The following is a 26,739-nucleotide window of genomic DNA, read 5'->3' on the forward strand; positions in this document are numbered from 1 at the left end:
GAGAAGCGACGCTACGCCACCGTCCCGCCGTCGACCGGCATCGCGATGCCGGTGACGAACGAGGCCTTGTCCGACAGCAGGAACACCGCAACCTCGGCGATCTCCTCCGGGCGCGCCGCACGGCCCATCGGATTGCGGGTGACCGCGGCCTTGATCAATTCCTCAGGATCGGCCTCGTTGTGGCCCGGCTGGTCGGGCCGGTTGACGAACACCCGCAGCATCGGCGTATCGATCGCGCCCGGGCAGATCGCATTGACGCGCACGCCGTCCTTTGCGTGACGCTTGGCGAGCGCCCGCGCGAGGCCGATCACGCCGGCCTTGGCCGCCGAATAGGTCGGGCTCCATGGCGAGCCGACCAGGCCCGAGGTCGATGCGGTGAACAGGATGCTGCCCTTGCGCCGCGCCGTCATCTGCCCGAGCGCCGCATTGGTGGTGATCAGCTGCGAGCGCAGATTGAGATCGACGCTGAGATCCCAGCCTTCCAGATCGTCGATGACAGACGGACCGGGAATGCCGAGGTGATTCCAGACACAATCGAGCGCGCCGAACTCCTTCACGGTCGCAGCAACGATATCGCGCGAAAACTTGTCGTCGCGCAGATCGCCGGCCAGCGCCAGCGCACGTCCACCGCCCTTCTTGATCTCCTCGACCACCGCCTTCGCGCCGGCCTCGTTCTGGTCGACCACCGCGACCGCGGCACCCTCGCGTGCGAGAATGAGCGCGCCAGCGCGGCCGGCACCCGATGCCGCGGCGGTGACGAGTGCGATCTTGCCTTGCATGTCCATGGTACGATCCTGACTGTGCTCGCGAGCTCGAGCCTTCTTGGTTCTGATTGAAGTTCTGGTTGGATCAGGATCGCAACGCTGTGGTCTTGCGCTGACGCGCTACCGTCAGGCTGCGGGCTTCGCGCTAGCGGCCGCCGAACAGAACCGGAGACTGGCCGGGCAGCAGCTGCGAATGGATGTCGCTGTCCATGCGCTCCGCCCCTTGCTGGGTGAAACCGGCCCCGAACGACAGGGTGACATTCGAGGTCGGGCGGAACTCCAGTCCGGCGCGTGCCGTATATCCGGCGTTGACGCCGGGATTGCCGCTGAACGGCGCCAGCGGACCACCCGCGCCGGGAGGATTGTATTTCAACGAGTCGAAGCCGGCGAAGAACGTCACCGGCGTATCGCCGACGCCCTTGAAATTGTAGCCGACCTGCGCGCCCTGATATTCGAGCGAGCCGAACGCCGCCGATTGACCGAGCGTGTTCCAGCCGACACGGCCGCCTTCGCCGCCGATGAACCAGCCATCCGGGCGGCCGTTCAGATACGAGAAGTCGCCGCCTTGCGGGGCGGTGGCGTCAAAGCCCGGAAAGTTGCCGTAAGTGTCCGCCTTCTGGCCGTCGGCCAGGCTGCCGCCGAAGCCGAACAGCGAGCCCGGCGTCCAGTAGCGCACCGGTCCGGCCTGGGCGTTGGCCTGCTGGGCGCCGAGACAGAGCACTGCGGCGATGATGGCGAGACCGGATTTGCTTGCGAAGATCGACATTCGGGAGACCGTCACTTGTGCCCGCGAACTATACTCGTCGGAGGTCGACAATGCCAGCGCGGCTCTTGGCTGCGACGACCCCACCTCTTGCCAATCGCGCGGTCACCCCTTATGTACTCGCCTCCTTTTGTAGAAAGAGCGACCCAGGTTTCCAACATGCGGCAGTCACAGCGAGCATCGATGCTGATGACGGGAGGGCTAATGCCCTCGTCCGCCGCCATTCTGCTTTGGACCTGACCTCACGTCACACCTGACATTGGAAGGCAGCCCGGAGCGGAAGCGGCTCCTGGCGCCGAACGGGCTCTCGCGGTGCCACGAGTCGTGCAAACCCAGCACGGGAGCTCGAACACCACAGGTGTCCCATGGCCAAAGAGAAGTTCATCCGCCTCAAGCCCAACTGCAATGTTGGCACGATCGGCCACGTGGATCATGGCAAGACGACGCTGACGGCAGCGATGACGAAGGTTTCAGCCGATCACGGCTGGGGCGCGTTCGTCTCCTACCAGGACGTTGCCAAGGCGTCGGCAGCGCAAGGTACGCGTGACGATACGAAGATCCTGACCATTGCGACGAGCCACGTCGAGTTCTCGACGGCGGCGCGCCACTACTCGCACGTCGACTGCCCGGGCCACGCCGATTATGTGAAGAACATGATCACCGGCGCGGCGCAGATGGACGGCGCGATCCTGGTCGTCTCCGCCGTCGACGGACCAATGCCGCAGACGCGCGAGCACATTCTGCTGGCGCGCCAGATCGGCGTGCCGCGCATCGTGGTGTTCCTGAACAAGTGCGACGTGGCTGACGATCCGGAACTGGTCGATCTCGTCGAGATCGAGGTGCGCGATCTGCTGTCGAAGTACCAGTACGACGGCGACAACGCGCCGGTCGTGCGCGGTGCGGCGATGGCCGCGCTGCGCGGCGAGCACGGTCCGCTGGCGGATCAGGCGATCCTCGAACTGTTCGAGGCTCTCGACAGCTTTATCGTGCTGCCCGAGCGGCCGAAGGATCGCCCGTTCCTGATGCCGATCGAGGGCGTGCAGTCGATCGCGGGCCGCGGCACCGTGGCGACCGGGCTCGTCGAGCGCGGCACGATCAAGATCGGCGACGAGGTCGAGATCGTCGGCCTCGGCGAGACCCGCAAGTCGGTCGTGACCAGCATCGAGAGCTACCGGAAGATCCTCGACCAGGGGCAGGCCGGCGACAATGTCGGCTGCTTGCTGCGCGGGGTCGACAAGGCTCTCGTGCAGCGGGGTCAGGTGCTGTCGCATCCGGGTGGTGCGTCGCCGCACCGGACCTTCCGCGCGGAAGTGTACGTGCTGACGAAGGACGAAGGCGGCCGACATACGCCGTTCTTCGCCAACTATCGTCCGCAGTTCTACTTCCGAACCGCCGACGTCACCGGCACCGTCCAGCTCGCCGATGGCGCCGAGATGGTGATGCCGGGCGACAGCGCCGAGTTCACGATCGAGCTCAACAAGCCGATCGCGCTCGAAGCGCGGTCGCGCTTCGCGATCCGTGAAGGCAACCGCACCGTCGGTGCCGGCGTGGTGACCGCGATCGTGGAGTGAGGAATGGGGGCGCGGCGCAAGCCGGGCCCCCATTTTCCAACGTCGCGATGTTGCAAGATCGCCCGATCGCCTGGAAATTGATCGCATCAACCGGCAATGCGGATTGACAGGCTGGCACGTTTTCGAAACTGTGCGACACCGCGTCGCAGGCGCCGTCCATCGGTCTTCTGACCTCTCGACGCGGAGATGGCGTCGTCATGAAGTGGTTTCGTTCGAACATCAGGCACGGGGCTCGGCTGGCGTTTTTGGCGCTGGCGGTCCAGTTCGTGCTGTCGTTCGGCCATTTCCATGCCATTGCGCCGGCACAGGCGACAGCGTCGTTCGCGGCGCATATCGAGAACGCCTCGCGCGACGAGCCTCGTTCGAATCCTGATTCCGATCAGGCCGTAGATCTCTGCGCGATCTGCGCCGTCGTAGCGATGACGAGCACGGCGACGCCGACGCCGGCGTTGCCGCCACTCCAATTGCCCGATGCCGTCGCTCTGCTCGCCTGGCAGATCGACAATTATGCGGCGCCGCTCGGCATCGGCCGGCTGCACTATCAGCCGCGCGCGCCTCCGATCTCCTGAACTCCCTGCACGACTGAACGTCGAACGCGGCCACCATTCGGCTGCCGTTTGATCAATGGGAAATTTCGCCGTCGCGCATCGACGGCGGGCTCGACCGCGTCCTTCAGTGAGGATCCGGATCGCAGCCTCGTGAGATCGAGAACCAACATGTCAGGAATTATGAGACGACGCGCCGCTGCCGGAGCAGCATCGCTCTTGGTCTGCGGGATCAACGGCGCCGCATTCGGGCAGACGACCGCGCCGACAACGACACTTCCCGACATCACGGTGACGGCGCCGCAACGCCACACCGCGCCGGCCGGACCGAACAAGCCGAAGACGCGCGTTGCGAGCGGCGGTGGCCACCGCGCGCGCAGAACCGGCGCGGTATCGGCGACGCCGGAATCTCCGGAACAGACCCAGGCGCAAGCCGTCGCAAGCCAGAACACGCGGCTCGACCAGGCCCGCGCCGCGCTGCTGGCACCCACCGGCGCCAACAGCTACCAGATGAGCCGGCAAGCCCTCGAGGCATTGCCACAGGGCACCAACACCACGCTCGACAAGGCGTTGCTGCAGGCGCCCGGGGTTTCGCAGGACTCCGCCGCAAGCGGTGAACTGCATGTGCGCAACGAGCACGCCAACTTGCAATACCGCATCAACGGGATCATGCTGCCGGACGGCGTCGGCGCCTTCGGCCAGATCATCGACACCGGAATCGTCGGCAGCATGGCGCTGATCACGGGCGCGCTGCCGGCGCAGTACGGCCTGCGCACCGCCGGCGTGCTCGACATCCAGACCAGAACCGATGCCTTCAACAATTCCGGCAGCGTCAGTGTGTATGGCGGCAGCCACGGCACCTTCACCACCAGCGTCGACTACGGCGGCACGATCGGACAGACGCAGTATTACGTCTCCGGCCGCTATTTCGGCAGCGACGTCGGCATCGAGAACCCGACGCCGGCCTATAACGCCATCCACGACCGGACCGACCAGGAGAAGGGTTTTGCCTATGTCTCAACCGCGATCGATCCGACCAGCCGGCTAACCTATATCGGCGGCGTCTCCAACGGCGCCTATCAGATCCCGAACAATCCCGGCCAAGCTCCGGCTTTCACCGCCTTCGGCGTCTCGAACTTCGATTCCGCGCTGCTCAACGAACGGCAACGCGAATTCAACCAGTTCAACGTCGTGGCCTATCAGAAGTCGGGCGACGGGTTCGACTACCAGGTCGCCTATTTCAATCGCTACAGCCAGCTGCACTTCATGCCGGATCCGGTCGGCGATCTCGTCTTCAACGGCGTCGCGTCGGACGTGTATCGCCAGAGCTTCATCAACGGCATCCAGGAGGACACCTCCTACAGGCTCGGCTTCGCGCACACGCTGAAGTTCGGCGTCGCGGTCAGCGCCGAGCGCTCGCTGGTCAACAACGGCTCGACCGTGCTGCCGCTCGACGATTTCGGCAACCCGATCGATGCGCCGCTCTCGGTGTTCGATTCCAGCGCCAAGACCGGATATTTGTTCTCCACCTACATCGCCGACGAGTGGAAGATCACCAACCAGCTCACGCTCAATGCCGGCCTGCGCTTCGACCAGATGTGGCAATATGTCGATGCCAACCAGCTGAGCCCGCGGATCAGCCTGACATGGAAGCCCTATGACGGCACGACCTTCCATGCCGGCTATGCCCGCAACTTCACGCCGCCCGAGCAGGTGCTGGCGGCACCAACCAACCTCGCGCTGGTGCAGAACACGACGGCGCAGCCGGCGACCACCGCCAACGATCCTGTCCTGCCGGAGCGCTCGCACGTGTTCGACGTCGGCGTGACGCAGAAAGTCTATGCGATCCCCGGCCTCGAGGTCGGCATGGACGCCTATTACAAGATCGCGACCGATCTGCTCGACGACGGCCAGTTCGGCCAGGCCTACGTCCTGACCGCCTTCAACTATGCGAAAGGCACCAACGAAGGCGTCGAGCTGACCGCGAGATACGATCACGACAATCTGCATCTCTACGGCAATGTCGCGATCGCAAGGCAGGTCGCCACCCAGGTCGTCTCGAACCAATATCTGTTCGATCCTGACGAGCTGGCCTACATCGCCAACAATTACGTCAACACCGACCATGCTCAGACGCTAACCGCATCGGTCGGCGGCTGGTACCAATGGCGCGACACCAAGTTCAGCGCGTCGGTGATCTACGGCTCAGGCTTGCGCGATGGCTTCGCCAATACGGGCACGGTGCCGCCCTACGCGCAGGTCAACCTCGGCGTCTCGCACGACTTCAACATTGTCGCACCGAACAAGCCGACCACGCTGCGCTTCGACGTCGTCAACCTGTTCGACACCGTCTACCAGATCCGCGACGGCTCCGGCATCGGCGTGTTCGCGCCGCAATACGGCCCGCGCCGCGGCTTCTATGCCGGCATCACGCAGAAGTTTTGACGAGGCCGGAGCGCGCCCGCTCACAGTTCGGCGACCAGTTGGACCAACTGGTCCCGTAACCAGACATGGGCCGGGTCGTGATGGTAGGACGCATGCCACAGCAATGACACCGTGACGTCTTTCACCTTCACCGGCGGCGGGCTGAGGCTGAGCCCGAGATCGGCGGCGAAGCGGCGGGCCAGCCGCGCGCCCATGGTGACGATCACGGGCGCCTGCGCCACCAGATACGGCACGGTGAGGAAACGCGGCGTGGTCAGCGCAACGGACCGCTGCAGGCCGAGCTCTTCGAGCGCCTCATCGACAGAGCCGCGCACGGTGCGCCCCGGCCGCAGGCTGGTCAGCACGTGCGGAAGCCGGATGTAGTCCTCGAGCGAGATGGGCGGCGTGATACCCGTCTTCTCCGCATTGAACATGCAAAGGAAGCTCTCGGTGAACAGCACGCGCTGTTTGTGATGCAATTGTCCTTGCTGGATCGGCCCGTAGGAGAGCGCGAGATCCACTTCGTCGGCGTCGAGATCATCGAGCAGCCGGGACGTATCAACGTTGTAGAGCCGCAGGTGAATGCCCGGCGCGATTTCGCGCATGCGCGCCAGAAGGCGCGGCACGATCAGGATTTCCATACTGTCCGACAGGCCGAGCCTGAACGTTCGCACCGCGGTGGCCGGATCGAAGGTCTTCTCGCGCAGCAGCACCGCCTCGACCTGTGCGAGCGCGGTCCGCACCGGATCGAGCAAGGTCATCGCGCGCGGGGTGAGGCGCATGCCATCGGCGCCCCGCGTGAGCAGCTCGTCATCGAACAGTTCGCGCAGGCGGGCGAGATTGTGACTCATCGCGGATTGGCCGATGCCGACGGAGCCTGCCGCCCGGGTCACGCTCCGTTCGGTGAGCAGCGCATTGAGATGAACAAGCAGATTCAGGTCGATCCGACCCAAATTGACGGCATCGATGGCCATTATCGATCCTATCTGTTTGATCGATGATCATAGCCTCACCATCTCCTCCGGCAAGGGAGCAGACGGGCAATCGCTCGCCGCCCAGGTTCTGACACTCAAGCCAACGGAGGATCCCATGTCGATCCGCAGCACAATTTTCGCCACAGCCTTTACCCTCGCCTCACTTGGAATTTCATTTGGCGCCTCGCTTGGCGCCGCAGAGGCGCGCGGGCTCCGGCCGATCGAGGCCCAAAGCATCCATCTGGGCGACGTGTCCGGCGTCGCCTACTACACGGTTGAGCCCGACGGGTATCGCGTCGTGACGACGCTCGCACAGGGCGAGGCCGGCACGCCGGTCCGCTTCGTCTCGGTGCTGGCGCCCGGTCAGCGTGCCCTGCTCTCGACGCCGGACCAGGCAGGCGCAGTGGAGATCAGCCGGAACGGCGACAGCGTGACTGTCCGCAAGTCGGGCACGCTCTCCAACTAGTGGCATAGCGGTCGGAGCCTTCCATCAAAGGGGCAAGCCACTGATGTCCACGATCCACTTTCATCGGACGACCAGGTTGACGCCGGAGCAGTACGTCGCCGGCCTCACGGACTTCGGGCCGGGCCGCTCCAAGCTGTTCGGCAACAGTGCCGACGCATATCTCAAGGTGCATCATCGCGGCCCCTCGGATGCTGACGTGACCGAGGGCTCGAACGGCATCTGGGAACGGTTGCACTACGACTGGTCCGACCCAGACCATGTCGTCCTGACGACGACCGACTCCAATGTGTGGGGCGGCAGGTCGGGCCACTCCTACAACTTCGCGCGGCAGTCCGATGGCACGACCGACATTGACGTGGTCGTGGTGCGCGAGGGCAAGAATCTGAAGGGATGGATCCTCGGTCTCGTGCTCGGGTCGATCGGCAGAAGCGTCCTCGAAAAGGCATTCGAAAACTCCGTCAAGGCCATCGAGCAGCGGCACCCGCAGCAGCCCCGGATCGCGGCCTAGACGCGGAGCAATGAAAGTATTGCTCCGAGATCAATGTTTCTATTGTACCGAGCAATGTACCGGACCATATCTAGGTCCATCGAACGCATTGCACCGGGCCAGCCCGGTGCAAGCTGAATGGAGACAACTGAAATGGAGATCAATTACCTCGATACGTTCCTGGCATTCCTCGGAATGACCTTCGGACTGGTCTCGGTGATGCCCGGCCTGTTTTTCCAGCCCAAGGCCGAGGCGAAGCGCGCGACAAGGACGACCTCGTCCCGCGCCGGCAACAGCAGGCGATGACGCGCCGCGGCTTCCGGGCCCGCATCACGCTGAAGGTCTAACCCGCGACCAGCAGCTGCTCTTTCAGCAGTGCCGTCAGCCAATCGGCAAACACCTGCAGCCGCCGCGACAGGTGCTGGCGGTGCGGATAGAGCAACGTCATCGGCATCGGCGTGGCGCGATGCTGCGGCATCACCTCGGCGAGTTCTCCGGCATCGAGATGCCGCTTCACGTCATAGGCCGGAATCTGGATCAGGCCGAGGCCGGCCAGGCAGCAGGCGATATAGGCTTCCGCGCTATTGACGGTGACGCGGCCGCGCATCGCGATGGCGCGCGACGCGCCCTGCTCGCGCCATTCCCATTCCTCGATGCGACCGGTGGAGGGCGAGGCGTAGTTGACCGCCCAATGCGCGCCGAGATCGTCCGGCGTCTGCGGCGTGCCGTGGCGCGCGAGATATCCCGCGCTCGCAACATTGATCAGCACGAGATTGCCGAGCGGCCGCGCGATCAGGCCGGAATCGCCGAGCGGGCCGACGCGCACGACGCAATCGGCCGAGTCCGCGATCAGGTTGATGGCACGATCGGTGACGCCGAGGTCGATGTCGATCTGCGGATAGCGATCGAGGAACGCCGGCAGCGCCGGTGCGACGATCAGGCGTCCGATCCGCCCGGGCACGTCGACCCTGAGCCTACCCGATGGTTCGGCGGCGGCATGGCGGAACAGGGTCTCGGCCTCCTCGACATCGGCGACGACGCGCAGGCACCGTTCGTAGAACGCCGCGCCGTCGTGCGTGGGCGACACTTTTCGCGTCGTCCGGTGCAGCAGCCGGGCGCCGATGCGCTGCTCCAGTTCCGCGACCGCTGAGGACACCGACGAGCGCGGCATCCCCAGCGTGTCGGCCGCCCGCGTAAAGCTCGCGCACTCGACGACGCGGGCAAAAATGCGGAAGAGATCAATGCGGTCCACGATTAACGCCCCGATTGTTCGCTATTCCTGACAAGTGAGGTCAGAATGCACGGCTTTATCGGCAAATCCTAGACGATATCGTTGTCTCCAGAAAGCGGCCGCACGGCGCGGCCGCGAGATCCGGAGAGGCGAACGCCATGACCGACCACAGCATCAAGGGAAAGACCGTCATCATCGCCGGCGGCGCCAAGAACCTCGGCGGCCTGATCGCACGCGATCTCGCCGCGCACGGCGCGAAGGCGATCGCAATCCACTACAACAGCGCCGCGACCAAGGCTGACGCCGACGCAACCGTCGCCGCGATCAAGGCTGCCGGCGCCAATGCGGTCGCCTTCCAGGCCAACCTCACGACATCGGGCGCGATGGAAAAACTGTTCACCGATGCCGTCGCTGCGATCGGCCGTCCCGACATCGCGATCAACACCGTCGGCAAGGTGCTGAAGAAGCCGATGGTCGAGATCTCGGAGGCCGAATACGACGCGATGAGCGCGGTCAACGCCAAGTCCGCGTTCTTCTTCCTCAAGGAAGCCGGCCGGCATGTGAACGACAACGGCAAGATCTGCACGCTGGTGACGTCGCTGCTCGGTGCCTACACGCCGTTCTATGCCGCCTATGCCGGCACCAAGGCGCCGGTCGAGCATTTCACCCGCGCGGCATCGAAGGAATTCGGCGCACGCGGCATCTCGGTGACCGCGATCGGCCCCGGCCCGATGGACACACCGTTCTTCTATCCGGCCGAGGGTACGGACGCGGTCGCCTATCACAAATCGGCAGCGGCGCTGTCCGGTTTCTCGAAGACCGGTCTCACCGACATCAAGGATATCGTACCCTGGATTCGCCTCCTGGTGTCGGACGGCTGGTGGATGACCGGCCAGACCATTTTGGTCAACGGCGGCTACACCACGAAGTGAGACCATCGTTCTCTGCATGCATGCGCCATGCTTTGCAGGGGAAACAGGCCGCCGGCGGAATTTGACCGCCGGTTTGGCCGGCGATATCGTTCGCCTCGCTGGGCCCTTCGCAGTGACGGTCTATTCGAGGCGCACATGGAATGGTCGACCAGGCCGGCCCGTCCGGATCAACCCTTCGGCAGTTGGGCAGACGACCTCGCAGCTGCCTTCGTGCGCCTCGAGCCGCGCCGGATTGCCGAGGAATCGTTTGCCGGCGCGATCTGCAAGGTCGACGCCGCGCCGCTGCAGATATCGCGGGTCACGGCGAGCGGGCATATCGTGCACCGGCTCGCCTCGCACATCGCCGCAAGCACCGACGACCTTTGCTTCGTCAACCTCCAGCTCGAAGGGCTCGGACGCACCTCGCAGCGCGGCCACGAGCAAATCAGCGCCCCCGGCGATCTCGCGGTTGCCGATACGACGCAGCCGTTCGAGATCGCCCACCGGCATGACTTCAAGCTGTTCTGCTTTGCGGTGCCGCGGCGTCTGTTGCCGGACACGCTGTTCGACCACCCGCGGCTCGGCCTGTCTGCGACCGAAACGGGCCGCGCGTTATCGCGGACGCTGGCGAGCTATGCCGAGCTCTGCCTGAGCGGCGGTCACCTCGCAACAACCCCGGCGATGCTCGGCACGCATATCGCCGAGTTGATCGCGCACGTACCCGACATCCTCGCCGACACGGCGGCGGAGCGCGTGCATATGCCGGTCCTGCTGTCGATGATGCTTGACCATATTGCGCGTCACAACGACGACCCCGAGCTCGGCGCGCCGGCGCTGGCCAGGAAATTCCGCTGCTCCGAGCGCTACGTGCACCGCCTGTTTGCAAGCACCGGCCGCTCGGTGGGCGAGCACGTCAACGAGCAGCGGATCGCCGCGTGCACGCGCGCCCTGCTCGATCGCACCTCCGCGCACAAGACCATTGCCGAGATCGCCTTTGCCGCGGGCTTCCGCGACATCTCGCATTTCAACCGCCTGTTCAAGCGCCACAACGGCCTCGCCCCGCGCGAATTCCGCCGCGCCGCCGCGCACTGAGGCGCGGCGAGATTAGGTTCACTCCCAGCCAAGAAACCGGGCACTGCCGTCCAAGATTTCCCGACCACGCCGCGATAGCCATTAACCCGAACCGCCGACACGGAGGGCATTGGCATGGCGATCGATTTCACGCTCACGGCACAGCAGCGCGAGTTACAGCTCGTTTCCCGCAAGTTTGCCAGGGAGGTGCTGGCCGAGGCCAGGGCTGCTGAAAAGCTGGCGACGCCCGAGGAGCGCTTCCTCGCCACCAAACCGACCTACGAGGCGATGGTGGCGGCCGGTTACTTGCGCAAATGCATTCCGGCGCCTGCCGGCGGCGACAATGCCGGCATGATCGACATGGCGATCCTGGCTGAGGAATTCTACAGCGTGAACCCCAGCGTGACGCTGACCATGCTCGGCAGCGTGCTCGGCCTGCTGCCGCTGCTGCTCGGCGGCACGCCGGAGCAATGTCAGCGGCTGCTCGCGCCGTTCCTGAAGACCAGCGGCGCACCGCTCGCCGCCTTCTGCTCCAGCGAGCCGGGCGGCAGCGCCAACGCCGCCTCGCCGCCGCCCGGCGAGGGCGTCCGCACCACGGCCCGGCGAGAAGGCGACAATTGGCTGATCAACGGCCGCAAGAAATGGGTGTCCTCGGCCACCGGCTGGAATCGCGAGGGTGCCGACCTTCTGACCATCGTGTGCCGGACCGACTCGGCCGCAGCGCCGGACGCCGCTATCTCGATCATTGCCGTGCAAGGACCGGTGAACGGCCTCGTGTTCGAACGTGCAATCGACAGCATCGGTCATCGCGCGCATCTCGTGCCGCAGTTTGCTTTGCAGAATGTCGCGGCGTCACACCGCAATCTGCTCGGACAGCAAGGTGCCGGCCTTGCGCTGACCGCGGCGGCTTTCACCGGCACCGCGGCGCTCGTCGGAATCTTCGGCGTCGCGCTGATGCGCTCAGCCTTCGCGTTCGCGCTCGATTTTGCCCGCAGCGAAAAGCGCGGCGGCGTCCACCCCATCATCGAGCATCAGGCGGTCGGATACGCGCTCGCCGATGCCAAGACCACGATCGAAGCGGCGCGCTATCTGAGCTGGCGCGCCTGCCATGCGCTCGACACCCAGTCGCCGGCGGCCGAGGAGCTGGCGGTGCAGGCCAAGATCTTCGGTTCCGAGGCCGCCGTGCGCGTCATCACCGACCTGATGCGGGTCGTCGGGATCGACAGCTACGATCATGAGGCGCCGTTCGGCACCCTGCTGCAGGACGCGCTCGCGCTGCCGATCTTCGACGGCGGCAATCTCGGCATCCGGCGGCGGCAGCTGCACACGATGTTCAAGAGCCGCGACTACAGCCCGCTTGCTGCAAGCGGCGCGGCGTAGCGCAACGTGACGCGTCAAACCAAGGACCGGCTTTAAAGGAACGCAATCATGAGCACGGAGCGGAAAGTCGCAGTGGTCACCGGCGCATCGCAGGGGATCGGCGCCGGCATCGTTCAGGCCTTCAGGGATCGCAACTGCCGGGTCGTCGCGACCTCGCGCTCGATCAAGCCGGCCACTGACGCGGATATCGTCACGGTGGCGGGCGACGTCGGCGCAACTGAGACGGCGGAGCACGTGTTCAAGGCGGCGCTGGAGCGCTTCGGCCGTGTCGACACGCTGGTCAACAACGCCGGCATCTTCATGGCCAAGCCCTTCACCGCCTACACGCAAGATGACTATGCCAGCTACATCTCGACCAACGTGACGGGCTTCTTCAACATGACCCGGCGCGCGCTGGAGCTGATGAGCAAGCAGGGCCACGGCCACGTCGTCACCATCACGACCAGTCTCGTCGACCAACCGATGAGCAGCGTTCCGGCCGCCCTCGCCTCGCTGACCAAGGGCGCCTTGAACGCCGCAACCCGCGCGCTCGCGATCGAATATGCAAGGACCGGAATTCGCGTCAACGCAGTGTCGCCCGGGATCATCAAGACCCCGATGCACCGGGCGGAGGCGCATCCGGCGCTGGCAGCGCTCCACCCGGTCGGCCGGATGGGAGAGATTTCCGACATCGTCGACGCCGTGCTCTACCTCGATGGCGCAGGATTTGTGACCGGAGAGGTGTTCCACGTCGACGGCGGACAGGCCGCCGGCCACCATATGCCGTAGTACCGCGAACGCTCGGACCACGTTGCTGCTCCGCGCCCGCGGCAGCGGATGTATGGGTCACGTTACGAACGCTGCTGCAAATTCAGTGTCGTCCCGGGCAAGCGAAGCGCGACCCGGGACCCATAACCACAGGGTACAGTTATTGTGCGACGCTGGGGCCCCAGCGAATTCCATCACACAAGGCGGTGGTTATGGGTCCCTGCTTTCGCAGGGACGACACCGGAGAAGCCGCGGCCTCTCGCTCAAGCACAGCCGCCTCTGGAATGCTGGATCACCCGCATGCGCATGCACGGGTGATGACACCGAGCAAGTAACCGCGGCATCGCGCCGCGAACCGCGCTGCGGCGCAACAATCAAAATGAGACTGCCCGTTAAGCACCCCCGTCGCGACGACATCCGCGCCGTGCCTGCCTTCGGCTAGCTTTGCCGGCAACAACCGGACACCCATCGGCCTTCGTCAGGCGATGTGGACGCCGGCGACAACACAGAGGGAGGAGAGCGATGTTGAAAGGCAGTTTAGGACTGATTGCGTTGAGCAGCCTGTTGTTTTCGGGCACGGCATTCGCCCAGGAGAAGATCAAGGTCGGCGTCACCGCGACGCTCGAGGGCACCTACACGGTGCTCGGTGAGGATGGCATGCGCGGCCACCAGACCGCGCTCAACGTGCTCGGCAAGAAGATCGGCGACAAGGAGCTCGAATTCATCGTCGCCTCGACCGATGCGACGCCGGACTCCGCGGTGCGCGCGGTGCGCAAGCTGATCGAGCAGGACAAGGTGCAGATCCTGCTGTCGCCGCTGTCCGGCGACGAAGGCATCGCGGTGAAGAATTTTGCCAAGACCCATCCGGAGCTGACCTTCGTCAACGCCGCCTCCGGCGCGCAGGAGACGACCTATGTCGATCCGGCGCCGAACTTCTTCCGCTACAACATGGACGGCGCGCAGTGGCAGGTCGGCCTCGGCAAATACGCCTACGAGACCAAGGGCTATCGCAAGATCGCGACCGTCGGTGAAGACTACTCCTTCATCTACACCCAGGTGTTCGGCCTAGTGCTCGAATTCTGCGGCGCCGGCGGCCAGGTCACCAACCGGCAATGGGTGCCGCTCGGCACCAAGGACTTCGCCTCTGTCATCGCAGCACTTCCCGACGATGTCGATGCGATCTATCTCGGCCTCGGCGGCGCTGACGCCGTCAATTTCCTCAACCAGTATCAGCAGGCCGGCGGCAAGGCGCATCTGATGGGGGGCTCGATCATGATCGACCAGACCATCCTGTCGTCGAAGGGCAGCGCCAAGAACGCGCTGATCGGCACCATCGCCGCGAGCGGCCAGGCCGATACCTGGGAGGATCCCGCCTGGCAGAAATTCGTGAAGGCCTATCAGGACTCCTTCCCGGAGAACAAGCGCTTCCCGAGCCCGTCGCTGCTCGCCACCAACTATTACGGCTCGACCATGGCGCTGATCCTGGCGCTGCGGCAGGTCAATGGCGATCTCTCCAACAACCAGGCCAAGCTCAAGGATGCGCTGGCGAAGATCGAGATCGACGCCCCGAACGGCAAGATCAAGCTCGACGCCAACCGCCAGGCGATCGGCACCAACTTCGTCACCGAGGTGGTCGATGACGGCAAGGGCGCGCTGTTCAGCAAGGTCGTGAAGGTGATCCCGAACGTCAACCAGACGCTGGGCTACGATCCGGCGGTTTTCGCCAAGATCGGCCTGCCGAGCCGCACGGTCCCGGAGTGCAAGAAGTACTGACGTATTTGTTGCAAGTGCGAGCAAGCCAGCCGTGACCACGGCGCGCGGTTGCACGAGGAGCCCTGCTCGCCCTTGCTTTCCGCGGGCGGATGATGAACGCTTGTCGAAAAGACAAGAACATCCCGCGGGAGGGGAGGCATGAGCAGGGCGCTTGCCGTCTTCCACGGCCGGTTCGGTCGCGCGACGGTCTATCAGTTGAACCGTCCCTTCAACGTGCATGCGCACCGCGAAGGGCACCTGATCTTTCATGTCGGCGGCACGCCGGCGCAGATCGATGTCTCCGAGCAGCGCCTGCTGCTCAAGGACGACACCGTGGTCGCGGTCAACCCGTGGGAACCGCACAATTTTCTGCCGACCGACATGGACCACGGCGCGATCTTCTTCGTGCTCTATGTCAATGCCGAATGGTTCGCGCCGCAGCCCGCGAGCGCGCAGGGCCTGCGGTTCGGCCGCACCTTCTTTCCGCGCACCGAGACGCTCGACCGGCTGATCCGCCGCACCGCAGCACTGGTGTGCGGCGCGCCATCGCTGCGCAGCCTCGACTGCGAGCTCCGGCAGCTGATCGACTCCTGCTACGAGGAGAGCTGGCAGGCCGCGCAGGACGCGCGTGCCGCCGCCGCGGTGACCGATTTCCGGGTCCGCAAATCAATCAGGCTGATGTCGGAAAGCCCCGGCGCCGAGATCGAGCTCGATGCGATCGCACGCGAAGCCGGCCTGTCGCGGCCGCATTTCTACCGGCTGTTCCGGACGCAAACCGGCGTCACCCCTCACCTCTACATGAACACGCTGATCATGGAGCAGGCGCTGGATGCGCTGGTCGCGACCGAGGCGCCGATCGCCGATATCGGCTTCGATCTCGGCTTCTCCTCGCAGAGCGGTTTCACCCGCTTCTTCGCCGCCAATGTCGGCATGGCCCCGACCGACTATCGCCGCGCCGCCAAGGTGTTGCGGCCGTAACGGAGGTTCCACCTAGACGATAAAAGATACTGTCGATCAAATCCGCCGCCTTCGCCCTCGGTAGGATGCAAGGACACGCGGCCCGGCAGACGGTCGCGACCACAGAGGGAACGCGACGGAGATGGCCAGGTTCATCGAACGCCATCCGGCCTGGGCGCTGATCGTGATCATCGCGGTCGCGGTGCTGCTGTGGCTGGTGTTCGCGATCTGGCCGCCGGGGCTGGAAGCCGCGATCGGCCGCAAGCGCGTGTTCCTCAACGCGGTGCTGAACGGCATCACGCTCGGCGGGCTGTATTTCCTGGTGGCCAGCGGCTTCACGCTCATCTTCGGCCTGATGCGCAACGTCAACCTCGCGCACGGCTCGCTCTACCTGTTCGGTGGCTATATAGGCTACGCCATCAGCACCTGGACCGGATCGTGGATCCTCTCCTTCATCGTCGCCTTCATTGCAGCGGCGCTGGTCGGCGTGATCCTACAGCTCGCCGTGTTCCGCCGCATGGAGGGTCAGGATCTCAGGCAGACCATGGTCACGATCGGGCTCTCGATCGTGTTCGCGGATTTGATGCTCTGGGTGTTCGGCGGCGACTTCTACCAGGTCCAGACCCCGAGCTGGCTGATCGGGCCGGTGCAGCTGCCGCTGCTCACCGCAATCAAATCATCGGGCGAGCCGGTCTATCTGCAATATCCGCTGGTGCGGCTGGTGATCTTCGCGGCCTCCGTCGTGATCGGCGTCGCGATGTGGCTGGCGCTCAACCGTACGCGGATCGGCATGATCGTGCGCGCCGGGGTCGACGACCGCGACATCCTGGCCGCGACCGGGGTGCGGATCCAGCTGGTGTTCGTGCTGGTTTTCGCACTCGGCGCAGGACTGGCCGGCATCGCCGGCGTCGTCGGCGGCACCTTCCAGTCGCTGTCGCCGGGCGAGGACACGCGCTTCTTGCTGGCTTCGCTCGTGGTCGTGATCGTCGGCGGCATGGGCTCGATCCCGGGCGCAGCGCTCGGCGCCGTCATCATCGGGCTCGCCGAGCAGCTCGGCTCGGTCTACATCCCGACCTACGCCATCGTCGTCACCTTCCTGATCATGGTCGTGGTGCTGGCGCTGCGACCGCAGGGCCTGCTCGCGAGGCGATGAGATGTCGTTGCTCCAGAGCACCCAGTTCCGCCCCGACCCATCCGCTAACGCGACCCGCCGCGCCCTGATCCGCACCTGGCCGGAATTCCAGAATCCGGCGGCCTGGCTGGTCGCGCTGATCCTCGTCATCATGCCGCTGATCGCGAACGGATTCTTCCTGATCGAAATCTTCGCCACCACGCTGATCCTCGGCGTCATCGCGCTGAGCCTGATGTTCCTCGCCGGCTATGGCGGCATGGTCAGCCTGATGCAGCTCACCATCGCGGGCTTCGCCGGCTACATGGTCGCGGTGTTCGGCGTGAGCGGCAATGCCAATATCAGCCTCGGCTGGCCGTGGTGGCTCGCAACCCCGATGGCGCTGGCGCTGGCGACGCTGTTCGGCACGCTCGGCGGCGCGCTCGCGGTGCGCACCGAGGGCATCTACACCATCATGATCACGCTCGCGATCGGCGCGGCGTTCTACTACTTCACCAACCAGAACTGGGCAATCTTCAACGGCCATACCGGCATCAACACCGTCGCGACGCCACATTTCTGGGGCGTCGACTGGCGCGCCGATATCGCGTTCTACTATGTGACGCTCGGCGTTGCCGCGATCTGCTACTTCGCCGTCCAGTACGTCTCGCGCGCGCCGTTCGGCCTCGCGCTGCAGGGCGTCCGCGACAACCCCCGCCGCATGGCGGCCCTCGGCTTCAACCCCAATGCCCACCGCATCGCGGCCTACGCCTTCGCGGCCTTCATCGCAGCACTTGGCGGCGTGCTGCAGGTCTGGAACTACCGGCAGATCTCGCCAGGCTCGGTCAGCGTCGGCGCCTGCATCGACGTCCTGATCATCGCCGTGGTCGGCGGCATCACACGACCGATCGGTCCCTTCATCGGCGCACTCATCTTCGTCCTGCTGCGTACCTTCGCGCTCGACGTGTTGATCAAATTCGGGCTCGACGGCAACCGCTTCCGTCTGCTGATCGGCCTCGGCTTCCTCGCCATCGTGTTCTGGTCGTCGGACGGCGTGATCGGCCTCTGGGACCGCTGGCGGCGCCGCAGCGCATCCTGGACGCAACGTTCAGGCGGAGGCCGCCATGGATAGCGTCGCACAGCGGCTCTCGGTGGTCGGCGCCGGCGCGGCGCTGGAGCTGCGCGGCGTGACGCGGCTGTTCGGCGCGCTGGCAGCGCTGACCGACGTCACGATCACCGTGCGTCCCGGCGAACGGCGCGCGGTGCTCGGCTCGAACGGCGCCGGCAAGACCACGCTGTTCAACTGCATCACCGGCGACTTCCCGCCCTCCTCCGGCACGATCCGCTTCTTCGGCGAGGACATCACCCAGTTCCCGCCCTACGAGCGCATCCGCCGCGGGCTGCGCCGCACCTACCAGATCTCGGCGCTGTTCCCCGGCCTCACCGTGCAGGACAACGTCTATCTCGCCTGCCGCGGCGTCTCGCGCGGCCGGTTCTCGTTGCTGCGCCCGGGGCAGAACGATGCGCTGATGCACGCGACCGAAACGCTGGTGCAGGCCGTGCACCTTGCCGGCGTGAAGGACCAGCGCGTCGCCGAGCTCGCGCATGGCCAGCAGCGGCAGCTCGAGATCGCGCTGGCGCTGGCCGGCGCGCCGCGCTTCATCCTGTTCGACGAGCCGGCGGCGGGACTGTCGCCGACCGAACGGCGCGAGCTGATCGAGATCCTGACCTCGCTGCCCGCGCATATCGGCTACATCATCATCGAGCACGACATGGAGGTCGCGCTGCGCGTCGTCGAGAGCGTGACGATGATGCACAACGGTCGCATCTTCAAGGAAGGTCTGCCGCGCGAGATCGAGTCCGATCCCGAGGTGCAGCAACTCTATCTCGGAGGCGGCCATGAATGACCGCCGCGCCGCGCCCGCGCTCGAGGTGAATGGCCTCGACGTCTATTACGGCCATTCGCATGCGCTGCAAGGCGTCGACCTCACGCTCGATACCGGCGTGTTCTCGGTGGTCGGCCGCAACGGCATGGGTAAGACCACGCTGTGCAAGGCCATCATGGGACTGGTGCGCGCCAGCAGCGGCTCGATCCGGATTCGCGGCGAGGAAGTCACGCGGTTGAACCCGGCGCGGATCGCCCGGCTCGGCGTCGGCTATGTGCCGCAGGGCCGGCGGCTGTGGCGCTCGCTGACGGTCGACGAACACCTTGCACTCGCCGGCGGCCTGCGCCGCGGCGCTTGGACCATCGAGCGCATCTACGACACCTTCCCACGCCTCGCCGAGCGCAAGAACAACGGCGGCAACCAGCTCTCCGGCGGCGAGCAGCAGATGCTCGCGATCTCCCGCGCGCTGCTGACCAACCCGCAGCTCCTGATCATGGACGAGCCGACCGAGGGTCTTGCGCCCGTCATCGTCGCGCAAGTCGAGGAGATGCTGCTGCGCCTTGGCGATGAAGGCGACATGTCCATCCTGGTCATCGAGCAGAACATCGGCGTGGCGACCGCGGTGTCGCAGAACGTCGCCATCATGGTCAACGGCCGCATCAACCGCATCATCGACTCCGCTCGCCTCGCAACCGACCGCGAGTTGCAGCAGCGGCTGCTCGGTGTCGGCACCCACGGCGCTGATGACATCGATGCCGAGACGGCGCCGACAAGAGCTGAGGCGGCCAGCACGCCACAGCCGGAACGCAAGGGTCCGGTTCGCATCTACATCTCCAATCCCGTGCTGCCGACGCGCTGGTCGCAGCCGGCGCCGATCGCGCGCATCGAGGCCGCCGCGCGGACACAATCCGCCGCCGTCACGCGTCTCGAGGAGACGACCCGCACGCGGCGCGAACCGGCAACGTCGAGGACATCGGGACCTCCCGTCGTGCTGGTCGTCGGCACGCTCGACACCAAGGGTGCGGAGCTGCGCTTCATCCGCGACATCATCGCGGGCAGCGGTCTGCGCACCCGGCTGGTCGACGTCTCGACCAGCGGCAAGGCGGCGAGCTGCGATGTCACCGCGCAGGAGATCGCGTTGAACCATGGCCGCGGCGGCGCGAGCGTGTTCGGCACCGATCGCGGCGCCTCGGTGACGGCGATGGCGGAGGCGTTCGAGCGATGGTTGCGCCGCCAGAGCAATGTCGCCGGCATCATCTCCGCTGGCGGGTCAGGTGGCGCGTCGCTGGTCGCCCCAGGCATGCGGGCGCTTCCGGTCGGCGTGCCGAAACTGATCATCTCCTCGGTCGCGTCCGGTGACGTCGGTCCCTATGTCGGCCCCGCCGATATCACCATGATGTATTCGGTCACCGACGTGCAGGGGCTCAATTCGATCTCGCGTACGGTGCTTGGCAACGGCGCTCATGCTCTGGTCGGCATGGTCAAGGCGCGGCTCGAGGAGCAGGCCGGCAAGCCGCGCGATACCGGCGCGCATCTTCCGGCAATCGGCATCACCATGTTCGGCGTGACCACGCCGGCCGTGCAGAAGATCGCGGCGGACCTCCGCGAGGATTTCGAGTGCCTCGTGTTCCACGCCACCGGCGTCGGCGGCCGCTCGATGGAGAAGCTGGTCGAGTCCGGCCAGCTCGCCGGCGTCATCGATCTCACCACGACCGAGGTTTGCGACCTCCTGATGGGCGGCGTGTTCCCGGCGACCGACGACCGCTTCGGCGCCATCATCCGCAGCCGCGTGCCGTATGTCGGCTCGGTCGGCGCGCTGGATATGGTGAACTTCGGCGCGCCCGACACCATTCCGGAGCGCTACCGGCAGCGCAAATTCCACGTCCATAATCCGCAGGTCACGTTGATGCGGACCACGCCGGAAGAGAACGAGCGCATCGGCCGCTGGATCGGCGAACGTCTCAACCAGATGGATGGGCCGGTGCGTTTCTTTCTGGCCGAAGGCGGCGTCTCCGCGCTCGATGCGCCTGGCCAGCCGTTCTGGGACCCCGATGCCGACACGGCGCTGTTCCGCGCGCTGGAGCGCACCGTGCGCCAAACCGGCAACCGGCAGATCATCCGCATCAAGCGCAACATCAACGATCCCGAGTTCACCGCCGCCATCGTCAGCGCGTTCCGTCCGCTGCTCGGACGCGCCGGTGGCCGGCGGAGAGTGGCGAGGTGACCCATGCCCAGGTTTGAACGCGCGGCGCTCTTGAAGAAGTTTCACGCCATGATCGCACGCGGCGAGCCGATCGTCGGCGGCGGCGCCGGCACTGGCCTGTCGGCAAAATGCGAAGAGGCCGGCGGCGTCGACCTGATCGTGATCTACAATTCCGGCCGCTACCGCATGGCCGGGCGCGGCTCGCTCGCCGGGCTGATGCCGTATGGCGATGCCAACGCCATCGTCGTCGAGATGGCCGGCGAGGTGCTGCCAGTCGTGACGAGGACGCCGGTGCTCGCCGGCGTCAACGGTACCGATCCGTTCCGTGACATGGATCTATTCCTCGACCAGCTCAAGGCGCTCGGCTTCTCCGGCGTGCAGAACTTCCCGACCGTCGGCCTGATCGACGGCACCTTCCGCGCCAATCTCGAAGAGACCGGGATGTCCTACGCGCTCGAGATCGACATGATCGCGAAGGCGCATGACAAGAACATGCTGACCACGCCCTATGTGTTCAGCGAGCAGGAGGCGACCGCGATGGCGATCGCGGGTGCCGACATCATCGTCTGCCATATGGGCCTCACCACGGGCGGCACGATCGGCGCGCAGACCGCGCTGAAGCTCGCCGACTGCCCTGCTCGGATCGAGGCCTGGGCCGAGGCCGCGCTCAGCGTCAATTCGAACATCATCGTGCTCGCGCATGGCGGCCCGATCGCGGACCCCGAAGATGCCGATTTCATCATGAAGCAGACCCGCAATTGCCACGGCTTCTACGGCGCCTCCTCGATGGAGCGCTTGCCGGTCGAGCGGGCGCTGACGGATCAGGTTCGCAAGTTCAAGGCGATCGGCGCGCGCTAACGCGCCGTGACCAAGGGAGGAAGAGATGTCGGGGATGCTGGTCGGTGAATTGATCCTCTGGCTCATCGTCGCAATCGTCGCGATCGTCATCATCGTCTACGTGGTGAACTGGCTCTACCACCGCTCATCGAAGGAAACCTCCTTCGTCCGGACCGGTTTCCTCGGCGAACGCGTGGTGATCAACGGCGGCGCCTTCGTGTTGCCGTTCATCCACGACTACACGCCTGTCAACATGAACGTCCTGCCGATGGGGATCGTGCGCTCCAGGCAGGACGCCGTCATCACCCGCGACCGCATGCGCGTCGACATCGAGGCCGACTTCTACGTCCGGGTGCAGGCGACCCGCGAAGCCGTCTCGATCGCCGCCGCCACGCTCGGCCGCCGCACCATGGAACCCGAACAGCTGCACACCCTGCTCTCCGGCAAGTTCATCTCCGCGATCCGCTCGGTTGCCTCCGAGATGACGATGGAGCAGATGCACGAGCAGCGCGGCGACTATGTCGCTCGCGTCAAGGCCAATGCCGCGGAAGCGCTGGCGCAAAACGGCCTCGAGCTCGAGTCGGTCGCGATCACCGATCTCGACCAGACCGACCTCGAATATTTCAACCCCTCGAACCGCTTCGATGCCGAAGGCTTGACCCGCCTGATGGAGGACATCGAGGCCAAGCGCAAGCTGCGCAACGACATCGAGCAGGACTCGATGATCAAGATCCGTTCCCGCAACCTGGAGGCCGAGCGGCAGGCGCTGGACATCGAGCGCGAGAGCGAGACCGCCCGCCTCGAGCAGGAACGCGACATCGAGATGCGCCGCGCCCTGCAGCGCACCGAAGTCGCGCGCGAGCGCGCGCTGCGCGAGACCGAGGCCGAGCAGGCCCAGATCACCGCACGCGAAGCCATCGAGAAAGCCCGCATCGCCAACGAGCAGGCCATCACCGAAGCCCGCATCGCCTCCGAACGCGAGACCCGGCACCGGGAGATCGAACGCACCCGCGCGGTCGAAGAGCGCGAATTGCTGGCACGCGAGGAGATCGAGAAGGCGCGGATCGCCAACCAGCGCTCGGTCGACACCACACGTATCGCATCAGAGCGTGAGGTGCGCCAGCGCGAGATCGAGCGGATGCGCACCGTCGAGGAAGCCGAGATCGCCGCCCGAGAATCGATTGAAAAGGCCCGCATTCAGCAGGACCGCGTCGTCACTGATGCCCGCATCGCCAATGAGGAAGAGACCCGCCGGCGCGAAATCGAGCGGACCCGCGCCGTCGAGGAAGCCGAGATAGCGGCCCGCGAGGCCACCGAGAAGGCGCGCATCGCCCAGACCATGACGGTCAATGTCGAGCGGATCTCCTCAGACGAGCGCACCAGGGCGCTGGAGATCCAGCAGGTTCGGACCATCCAGGAGGCAGAGATCGAGGCGCAGAAGTCGGTCGAGGCCGCCCGGATCAGCAGAGAGAAGACGCTGGCCGCCGAGCGCATCGCCGCCGATCACACCACCCGCAAGCTCGAGATCGAGCGCAACCAGGCGATCGAGATCGCCGGGATCACCGCGCGCGACGCCACCGAGGCGTCGCGGATCGCGCAGGAGGAGCATGTCCGGGCGCTGGAAATCGCCCGCACCCGTGCGATCGAGGAAGCCGACATCGCCTCGCGCGAATCGATCGAGGCGGCGCGCATTTCGCAGGAGAAATCGGTCGCTGCGCAGCGCATCCGTGCCGAACGCGAGACCCGCGCGCTCGAGATCGAGCGCACCGGGGCCATCGAGGCGGCCGAGCTGAAGCGCCGCGACGCGGTCGAACGGCAGCGGATCGATGTCGAGCTGGCACTGGAGAGCGAGCGGATCACCTCCTCCAGGACCCGCGAAGTGCTCAACATCGACCAGAAGCGAGCGATCGAGCTCGCCGACGAGGAGCGCGTGATCGCGCTCGCCGCCAAGCGCTCGGAGCGGATCGATGCCGACCGGCAGGTCAAGCAGGCCGAGATCACGGCCCGCAAGGAGGTCGAGACCACCGACGTGACCCGCGAGCAGGCGCTGGAGGCGGCGCGGATCGAACGGCGCCGCTCGATCGAGCAGCTCGAGGTCGCCCGCAATCAATCACTGCAGGAGGCCGAGATCGCGGCGCGTGAAGAAGTCGAGCGCGCCCGCATCGCCTCCGACCGCGGCCTCGACGAGGCGAGGGTCGGCCGTGAACGCGAGCTGCGCAAGCTCGAGGTGAACAGGGAGAAGGACGTCGAAACCGCGCTGATGGAGAAGGCAATCGCGCTGCACCAGAAGTCGCTGGAAGAATCCGCGGCGCGCGCCGCCGCCGAGGACGCCAGGGTCCACGCCACCGAAGCCGCCGAGCGCGTCGTCACCGCACGCGAGAGCGAGATTGCCAAGCGGCGCAAGACCATCGAGGTTCTGCTCGCCGAGAAGCAAGCCGAGGAAACCAGGATCGCAGCCGGCGCGGAACGGGTCCGTGCTACCGTCGAGGCCGAGGCGCAGCGCCTGCTCAACGAGGCCGAGAACGTGCTGACCGACCAGGCCCGCTACTCGCTGTTCCGCCGCAAGCTGCTCGACCGGATCGAGGGCATCGTGCGCGAGAGCGTCAAGCCGATGGAGAAGATCGAGGGCATCCGCATCCTCCAGGTCGACGGGCTCAATGGCAGTGGCAACGGCTCCGGCCGCAGCGCCACCGACGAGGTGATCGACTCGGCGCTGCGTTACCGGGTGCAGGCGCCGCTGATCGACTCGATCCTCTCCGACATCGGCGTCGAGGGCGGTAGCCTCGCCAAGATGCCCGGTCTGATCCGCGAGGCCCGCGATATGCAGGGCATCAAGGAGTCCGCACGCAAGAGCGGCGGCGACGCCAAACCGGCAGCGCCCGAAGGCGGCGGCGAGCCGCGTCCCGAACGCACGCCGCGCAAGAAGGACTGAGCTCGCAACATGGCACGGGTTTACGTCTCCACCGTCGTCAATGCCCGCAACGACCGGGTCTGGGCTCGCGTGCGCGATTTCAACGGGCTGCCGAACTGGCATCCCGCGATCGCCGAAAGCCGCATCGAAGGCGGCGAGCCCTCGGACAAGATCGGCTGCGTCAGGGATTTTCGCCTGCGCAACGGCGATCGTATCCGGGAGAAGCTGCTCGGGCTGTCCGACTACGACATGTTCTGCACTTACTCGATCCTGGAATCGCCGATGGGCGTCGAGAACTACGTCGCGACGCTGCGGCTGACGCCGGTCACCGACGGCGATCAGACCTTCATGGAATGGACGGCCGAGTTCGACTGCGCGCCGGAGCGCGAGGCCGAGCTTGTCAACAATATCGGCGGCGGCGTGTTCCAGGGCGGGTTCGACGCGCTGAAGCGGGCATTCGGGGGATAGGCCGTGCCGCATATCGTCAAGAGCACGATCCTGGATGCACCGACCGATACGGTGTGGGCCGTGCTGCGCGATTTCAATGGCCATGACCGCTGGCATCCGGCGGTGGCGACCAGCGGCATCGAGCGCGCGCAGCCATCCGACAAGATCGGCTGTGTCAGGCGCTTCAAGCTGAAGGATGGCTCCGAGCTGCGCGAGCAGCTGCTGGCGCTATCCGATCTTGAACAATCGTTCAGCTACTGCCTGCTCGATACGCCAGTCCCGATGTTCAACTACGTAGCGCATGTTCGCCTGTTGCCGGTCACCGACGGCGACCGCACCTTCTGGCACTGGGAATCGCGCTTCATGACGCGGACAGAAGACAGGGATCGCATCACGCAGATGGTTTCGGAAGACATCTACCAGGCCGGCTTCGACGCCATCCGTCGGCATCTGAAGGAGGCCGCGTAAGCGGGAAGGACATCATGCCAGTCACGGTGAAGACCTTCACCAGCACCAACGAGGCGGCGGCGGCGCTGTCGTCGGATCGCAGCGCCCGCTATCTCGGCGGCGGCACCCTAGTGATGCGAGCGCTGAACGAGGGCGACATCTCGATCTCGACCGTCGTCCGCGCCAGCGACCAGGCGATGACAAGGATCGACGCGTCCGGCGCGCGAGTCGTGCTCGGCGCCGGCGTTACCTTCGCGCGGATCCTGGCCGAGCGCGATCTCGGCTTCCTGCACGCCCCTGCCCGCTCGATCGGCGGACCGGCGGTGCGCAACATGGGCACGGTCGGCGGCAATCTGTTCGCGCCGGTGCCGTATGGCGACTTCACGGTCGCGATGCTCGCGCTCGACGCCGTCGTGTCGGTGCAGGGCGGGCTCGGCGGCCGCGAGATCGGAATCGAGGAATTTCTGCAATCGCGCGACCGGCAGGCCGGCACGCTGGTGCTCGCGATCTCCTTTGCCAAGCCCGGCAGCACTGAGGCCTTCCGCTACCGCAAGATTGCGCGGATCAAGCCGAAGGGCGGCGCGGTGATCACGCTCGCGGCCCATCTGCCGGTCAACGGCAGCCGGATCGTCGGCGCCCGCGTCGCGCTCGGCTCGATGGCGCCGACGCCGATCCGCGCCCGCGCCGCCGAGCGCGCGCTGGAAGGCCGCGCGCTCGACGCCTCCACCATCAACGCAGCCGCCGCGGCGGCGGTCGAAGGAACCTCCCCCGGCGACAATGCGCTCGCCAGCGCCTGGTATCGCCGCGAGATCGTCGGCGTGCACCTCCGGCGCCTGTTGTCCGGTCAGGAATAGATC

25 protein-coding genes are annotated in these 26,739 nt (G+C 65.9%); 21 read left to right on the top strand and 4 right to left on the bottom strand.

Features of this window, described 5'->3' with window-relative positions; translation table 11 throughout:
• Positions 1-11: 11 nt before the first annotated feature.
• Positions 12-785 (bottom strand): SDR family NAD(P)-dependent oxidoreductase, encoded by a 774-nt coding sequence (locus BraRD5C2_RS15435; protein ID WP_223969565.1) that lies wholly within the window; start codon positions 783-785, stop codon positions 12-14.
• A gap of 124 nt (positions 786-909) precedes the next feature.
• The gene (locus tag BraRD5C2_RS15440; RefSeq protein WP_223969566.1) at positions 910-1,530 is read right to left on the bottom strand and encodes a hypothetical protein; all 621 of its coding nucleotides are present in this window, start codon (positions 1,528-1,530) and stop codon (positions 910-912) included.
• A 362-nt stretch (positions 1,531-1,892) separates the two neighbouring features.
• Between BraRD5C2_RS15440 and tuf the strand changes: the two genes are divergently transcribed.
• From tuf to BraRD5C2_RS15455, 3 genes are all read left to right on the top strand, one after another.
• A complete protein-coding gene (tuf, locus tag BraRD5C2_RS15445; protein WP_223969567.1) occupies positions 1,893-3,098 on the top strand; it encodes an elongation factor Tu in 1,206 nt (401 codons plus the stop codon).
• Positions 3,099-3,295: 197 nt separating this feature from the next.
• Complete coding sequence (locus BraRD5C2_RS15450; protein WP_223969568.1) at positions 3,296-3,667, top strand: hypothetical protein; 372 nt, start codon at positions 3,296-3,298, stop codon at positions 3,665-3,667.
• A gap of 147 nt (positions 3,668-3,814) precedes the next feature.
• Positions 3,815-6,088: a TonB-dependent receptor gene (locus tag BraRD5C2_RS15455; protein WP_223969569.1), complete on the top strand. Its 2,274-nt coding sequence runs from the start codon at positions 3,815-3,817 to the stop codon at positions 6,086-6,088.
• 20 nt (positions 6,089-6,108) lie between these two features.
• Here BraRD5C2_RS15455 and BraRD5C2_RS15460 read toward each other — a convergent pair whose 3' ends face one another.
• A complete protein-coding gene (locus BraRD5C2_RS15460; RefSeq protein ID WP_223969570.1) occupies positions 6,109-7,041 on the bottom strand; it encodes a LysR family transcriptional regulator in 933 nt (310 codons plus the stop codon).
• Here BraRD5C2_RS15460 and BraRD5C2_RS15465 point away from each other — a divergent pair.
• From BraRD5C2_RS15465 to BraRD5C2_RS15475, 3 genes are all read left to right on the top strand, one after another.
• Entirely contained in the window at positions 7,034-7,507 is a 474-nt protein-coding gene (locus BraRD5C2_RS15465) for a hypothetical protein (RefSeq protein ID WP_223969571.1), read from the top strand. The genes BraRD5C2_RS15460 and BraRD5C2_RS15465 overlap by 8 nt on opposite strands.
• Before the next feature lie 43 nt (positions 7,508-7,550).
• On the top strand, positions 7,551-8,015 hold the full coding sequence (locus BraRD5C2_RS15470; RefSeq protein ID WP_223969572.1) for a hypothetical protein: 465 nt from the start codon (positions 7,551-7,553) through the stop codon (positions 8,013-8,015).
• Positions 8,016-8,147: 132 nt separating this feature from the next.
• Positions 8,148-8,300, top strand: coding sequence for a hypothetical protein (locus BraRD5C2_RS15475; RefSeq protein WP_223969573.1), 153 nt, complete (start codon positions 8,148-8,150; stop codon positions 8,298-8,300).
• Between the two features lie 37 nt (positions 8,301-8,337).
• Here BraRD5C2_RS15475 and BraRD5C2_RS15480 read toward each other — a convergent pair whose 3' ends face one another.
• Positions 8,338-9,246, bottom strand: coding sequence for a LysR family transcriptional regulator (locus BraRD5C2_RS15480; protein ID WP_223969574.1), 909 nt, complete (start codon positions 9,244-9,246; stop codon positions 8,338-8,340).
• A gap of 137 nt (positions 9,247-9,383) precedes the next feature.
• On the opposite strand from BraRD5C2_RS15480, the gene BraRD5C2_RS15485 reads away from it, so the two are divergent.
• From BraRD5C2_RS15485 to BraRD5C2_RS15555, 15 genes are all read left to right on the top strand, one after another.
• Positions 9,384-10,157, top strand: a complete 774-nt coding sequence (locus tag BraRD5C2_RS15485; RefSeq protein WP_223969575.1) for an SDR family oxidoreductase — start codon at positions 9,384-9,386, stop codon at positions 10,155-10,157.
• A 135-nt stretch (positions 10,158-10,292) separates the two neighbouring features.
• Positions 10,293-11,228 carry a helix-turn-helix domain-containing protein gene (locus BraRD5C2_RS15490; RefSeq protein ID WP_223969576.1) on the top strand — a complete coding sequence of 312 codons (936 nt, stop codon included), beginning with the start codon at positions 10,293-10,295 and terminating at the stop codon, positions 11,226-11,228.
• 114 nt (positions 11,229-11,342) lie between these two features.
• On the top strand, positions 11,343-12,587 hold the full coding sequence (locus BraRD5C2_RS15495; RefSeq protein ID WP_223969577.1) for an acyl-CoA dehydrogenase family protein: 1,245 nt from the start codon (positions 11,343-11,345) through the stop codon (positions 12,585-12,587).
• Between the two features lie 48 nt (positions 12,588-12,635).
• The gene (locus BraRD5C2_RS15500; RefSeq protein WP_223969578.1) at positions 12,636-13,355 is read left to right on the top strand and encodes an SDR family NAD(P)-dependent oxidoreductase; all 720 of its coding nucleotides are present in this window, start codon (positions 12,636-12,638) and stop codon (positions 13,353-13,355) included.
• Positions 13,356-13,856: 501 nt separating this feature from the next.
• A complete protein-coding gene (locus BraRD5C2_RS15505) occupies positions 13,857-15,107 on the top strand; it encodes an ABC transporter substrate-binding protein (protein ID WP_223969579.1) in 1,251 nt (416 codons plus the stop codon).
• Positions 15,108-15,245: 138 nt separating this feature from the next.
• Entirely contained in the window at positions 15,246-16,064 is an 819-nt protein-coding gene (locus BraRD5C2_RS15510; protein ID WP_223969580.1) for a helix-turn-helix transcriptional regulator, read from the top strand.
• A 121-nt stretch (positions 16,065-16,185) separates the two neighbouring features.
• Positions 16,186-17,196 carry a branched-chain amino acid ABC transporter permease gene (locus tag BraRD5C2_RS15515; RefSeq protein ID WP_223969581.1) on the top strand — a complete coding sequence of 337 codons (1,011 nt, stop codon included), beginning with the start codon at positions 16,186-16,188 and terminating at the stop codon, positions 17,194-17,196.
• A 1-nt stretch (position 17,197) separates the two neighbouring features.
• Complete coding sequence (locus BraRD5C2_RS15520; RefSeq protein ID WP_223969582.1) at positions 17,198-18,283, top strand: branched-chain amino acid ABC transporter permease; 1,086 nt, start codon at positions 17,198-17,200, stop codon at positions 18,281-18,283.
• Positions 18,276-19,058 carry an ABC transporter ATP-binding protein gene (locus tag BraRD5C2_RS15525; RefSeq protein WP_223969583.1) on the top strand — a complete coding sequence of 261 codons (783 nt, stop codon included), beginning with the start codon at positions 18,276-18,278 and terminating at the stop codon, positions 19,056-19,058. The genes BraRD5C2_RS15520 and BraRD5C2_RS15525 overlap by 8 nt, the downstream gene beginning before the upstream one ends.
• On the top strand, positions 19,051-21,261 hold the full coding sequence (locus tag BraRD5C2_RS15530; protein ID WP_223969584.1) for an ABC transporter permease: 2,211 nt from the start codon (positions 19,051-19,053) through the stop codon (positions 21,259-21,261). The genes BraRD5C2_RS15525 and BraRD5C2_RS15530 overlap by 8 nt, the downstream gene beginning before the upstream one ends.
• A 3-nt stretch (positions 21,262-21,264) precedes the next feature.
• Positions 21,265-22,098 carry a phosphoenolpyruvate hydrolase family protein gene (locus BraRD5C2_RS15535; protein ID WP_223969585.1) on the top strand — a complete coding sequence of 278 codons (834 nt, stop codon included), beginning with the start codon at positions 21,265-21,267 and terminating at the stop codon, positions 22,096-22,098.
• Positions 22,099-22,123: 25 nt separating this feature from the next.
• Entirely contained in the window at positions 22,124-25,009 is a 2,886-nt protein-coding gene (locus BraRD5C2_RS15540; protein WP_223969586.1) for a flotillin family protein, read from the top strand.
• A 9-nt stretch (positions 25,010-25,018) separates the two neighbouring features.
• The gene (locus BraRD5C2_RS15545; RefSeq protein WP_092124412.1) at positions 25,019-25,456 is read left to right on the top strand and encodes an SRPBCC family protein; all 438 of its coding nucleotides are present in this window, start codon (positions 25,019-25,021) and stop codon (positions 25,454-25,456) included.
• A gap of 3 nt (positions 25,457-25,459) precedes the next feature.
• The gene (locus tag BraRD5C2_RS15550) at positions 25,460-25,903 is read left to right on the top strand and encodes an SRPBCC family protein (RefSeq protein ID WP_223969587.1); all 444 of its coding nucleotides are present in this window, start codon (positions 25,460-25,462) and stop codon (positions 25,901-25,903) included.
• Between the two features lie 14 nt (positions 25,904-25,917).
• Positions 25,918-26,736, top strand: a complete 819-nt coding sequence (locus BraRD5C2_RS15555) for an FAD binding domain-containing protein (protein WP_223969588.1) — start codon at positions 25,918-25,920, stop codon at positions 26,734-26,736.
• Positions 26,737-26,739 lie beyond the last annotated feature (3 nt).

This window comes from Bradyrhizobium sp. RD5-C2 (assembly GCF_019972155.1).
GTDB lineage: Bacteria > Pseudomonadota > Alphaproteobacteria > Rhizobiales > Xanthobacteraceae > Bradyrhizobium.

Excerpts from the sequence above, each read along its gene's own strand:
- BraRD5C2_RS15435 (WP_223969565.1), bottom strand. The coding sequence starts at position 785 with ATGGACATGCAAGGCAAGATCGCACTCGTCACCGCCGCGGCATCGGGT.
- BraRD5C2_RS15440 (WP_223969566.1), bottom strand. The coding sequence starts at position 1,530 with ATGTCGATCTTCGCAAGCAAATCCGGTCTCGCCATCATCGCCGCAGTG.
- tuf (WP_223969567.1), top strand. The coding sequence starts at position 1,893 with ATGGCCAAAGAGAAGTTCATCCGCCTCAAGCCCAACTGCAATGTTGGC.
- BraRD5C2_RS15450 (WP_223969568.1), top strand. The coding sequence starts at position 3,296 with ATGAAGTGGTTTCGTTCGAACATCAGGCACGGGGCTCGGCTGGCGTTT.
- BraRD5C2_RS15455 (WP_223969569.1), top strand. The coding sequence starts at position 3,815 with ATGTCAGGAATTATGAGACGACGCGCCGCTGCCGGAGCAGCATCGCTC.
- BraRD5C2_RS15465 (WP_223969571.1), top strand. The coding sequence starts at position 7,034 with ATGGCCATTATCGATCCTATCTGTTTGATCGATGATCATAGCCTCACC.
- BraRD5C2_RS15460 (WP_223969570.1), bottom strand. The coding sequence starts at position 7,041 with ATGGCCATCGATGCCGTCAATTTGGGTCGGATCGACCTGAATCTGCTT.
- BraRD5C2_RS15470 (WP_223969572.1), top strand. The coding sequence starts at position 7,551 with ATGTCCACGATCCACTTTCATCGGACGACCAGGTTGACGCCGGAGCAG.
- BraRD5C2_RS15475 (WP_223969573.1), top strand. The coding sequence starts at position 8,148 with ATGGAGATCAATTACCTCGATACGTTCCTGGCATTCCTCGGAATGACC.
- BraRD5C2_RS15485 (WP_223969575.1), top strand. The coding sequence starts at position 9,384 with ATGACCGACCACAGCATCAAGGGAAAGACCGTCATCATCGCCGGCGGC.
- BraRD5C2_RS15490 (WP_223969576.1), top strand. The coding sequence starts at position 10,293 with ATGGAATGGTCGACCAGGCCGGCCCGTCCGGATCAACCCTTCGGCAGT.
- BraRD5C2_RS15495 (WP_223969577.1), top strand. The coding sequence starts at position 11,343 with ATGGCGATCGATTTCACGCTCACGGCACAGCAGCGCGAGTTACAGCTC.
- BraRD5C2_RS15500 (WP_223969578.1), top strand. The coding sequence starts at position 12,636 with ATGAGCACGGAGCGGAAAGTCGCAGTGGTCACCGGCGCATCGCAGGGG.
- BraRD5C2_RS15505 (WP_223969579.1), top strand. The coding sequence starts at position 13,857 with ATGTTGAAAGGCAGTTTAGGACTGATTGCGTTGAGCAGCCTGTTGTTT.
- BraRD5C2_RS15510 (WP_223969580.1), top strand. The coding sequence starts at position 15,246 with ATGAGCAGGGCGCTTGCCGTCTTCCACGGCCGGTTCGGTCGCGCGACG.
- BraRD5C2_RS15515 (WP_223969581.1), top strand. The coding sequence starts at position 16,186 with ATGGCCAGGTTCATCGAACGCCATCCGGCCTGGGCGCTGATCGTGATC.
- BraRD5C2_RS15520 (WP_223969582.1), top strand. The coding sequence starts at position 17,198 with ATGTCGTTGCTCCAGAGCACCCAGTTCCGCCCCGACCCATCCGCTAAC.
- BraRD5C2_RS15525 (WP_223969583.1), top strand. The coding sequence starts at position 18,276 with ATGGATAGCGTCGCACAGCGGCTCTCGGTGGTCGGCGCCGGCGCGGCG.
- BraRD5C2_RS15530 (WP_223969584.1), top strand. The coding sequence starts at position 19,051 with ATGAATGACCGCCGCGCCGCGCCCGCGCTCGAGGTGAATGGCCTCGAC.
- BraRD5C2_RS15535 (WP_223969585.1), top strand. The coding sequence starts at position 21,265 with ATGCCCAGGTTTGAACGCGCGGCGCTCTTGAAGAAGTTTCACGCCATG.
- BraRD5C2_RS15540 (WP_223969586.1), top strand. The coding sequence starts at position 22,124 with ATGTCGGGGATGCTGGTCGGTGAATTGATCCTCTGGCTCATCGTCGCA.
- BraRD5C2_RS15545 (WP_092124412.1), top strand. The coding sequence starts at position 25,019 with ATGGCACGGGTTTACGTCTCCACCGTCGTCAATGCCCGCAACGACCGG.
- BraRD5C2_RS15555 (WP_223969588.1), top strand. The coding sequence starts at position 25,918 with ATGCCAGTCACGGTGAAGACCTTCACCAGCACCAACGAGGCGGCGGCG.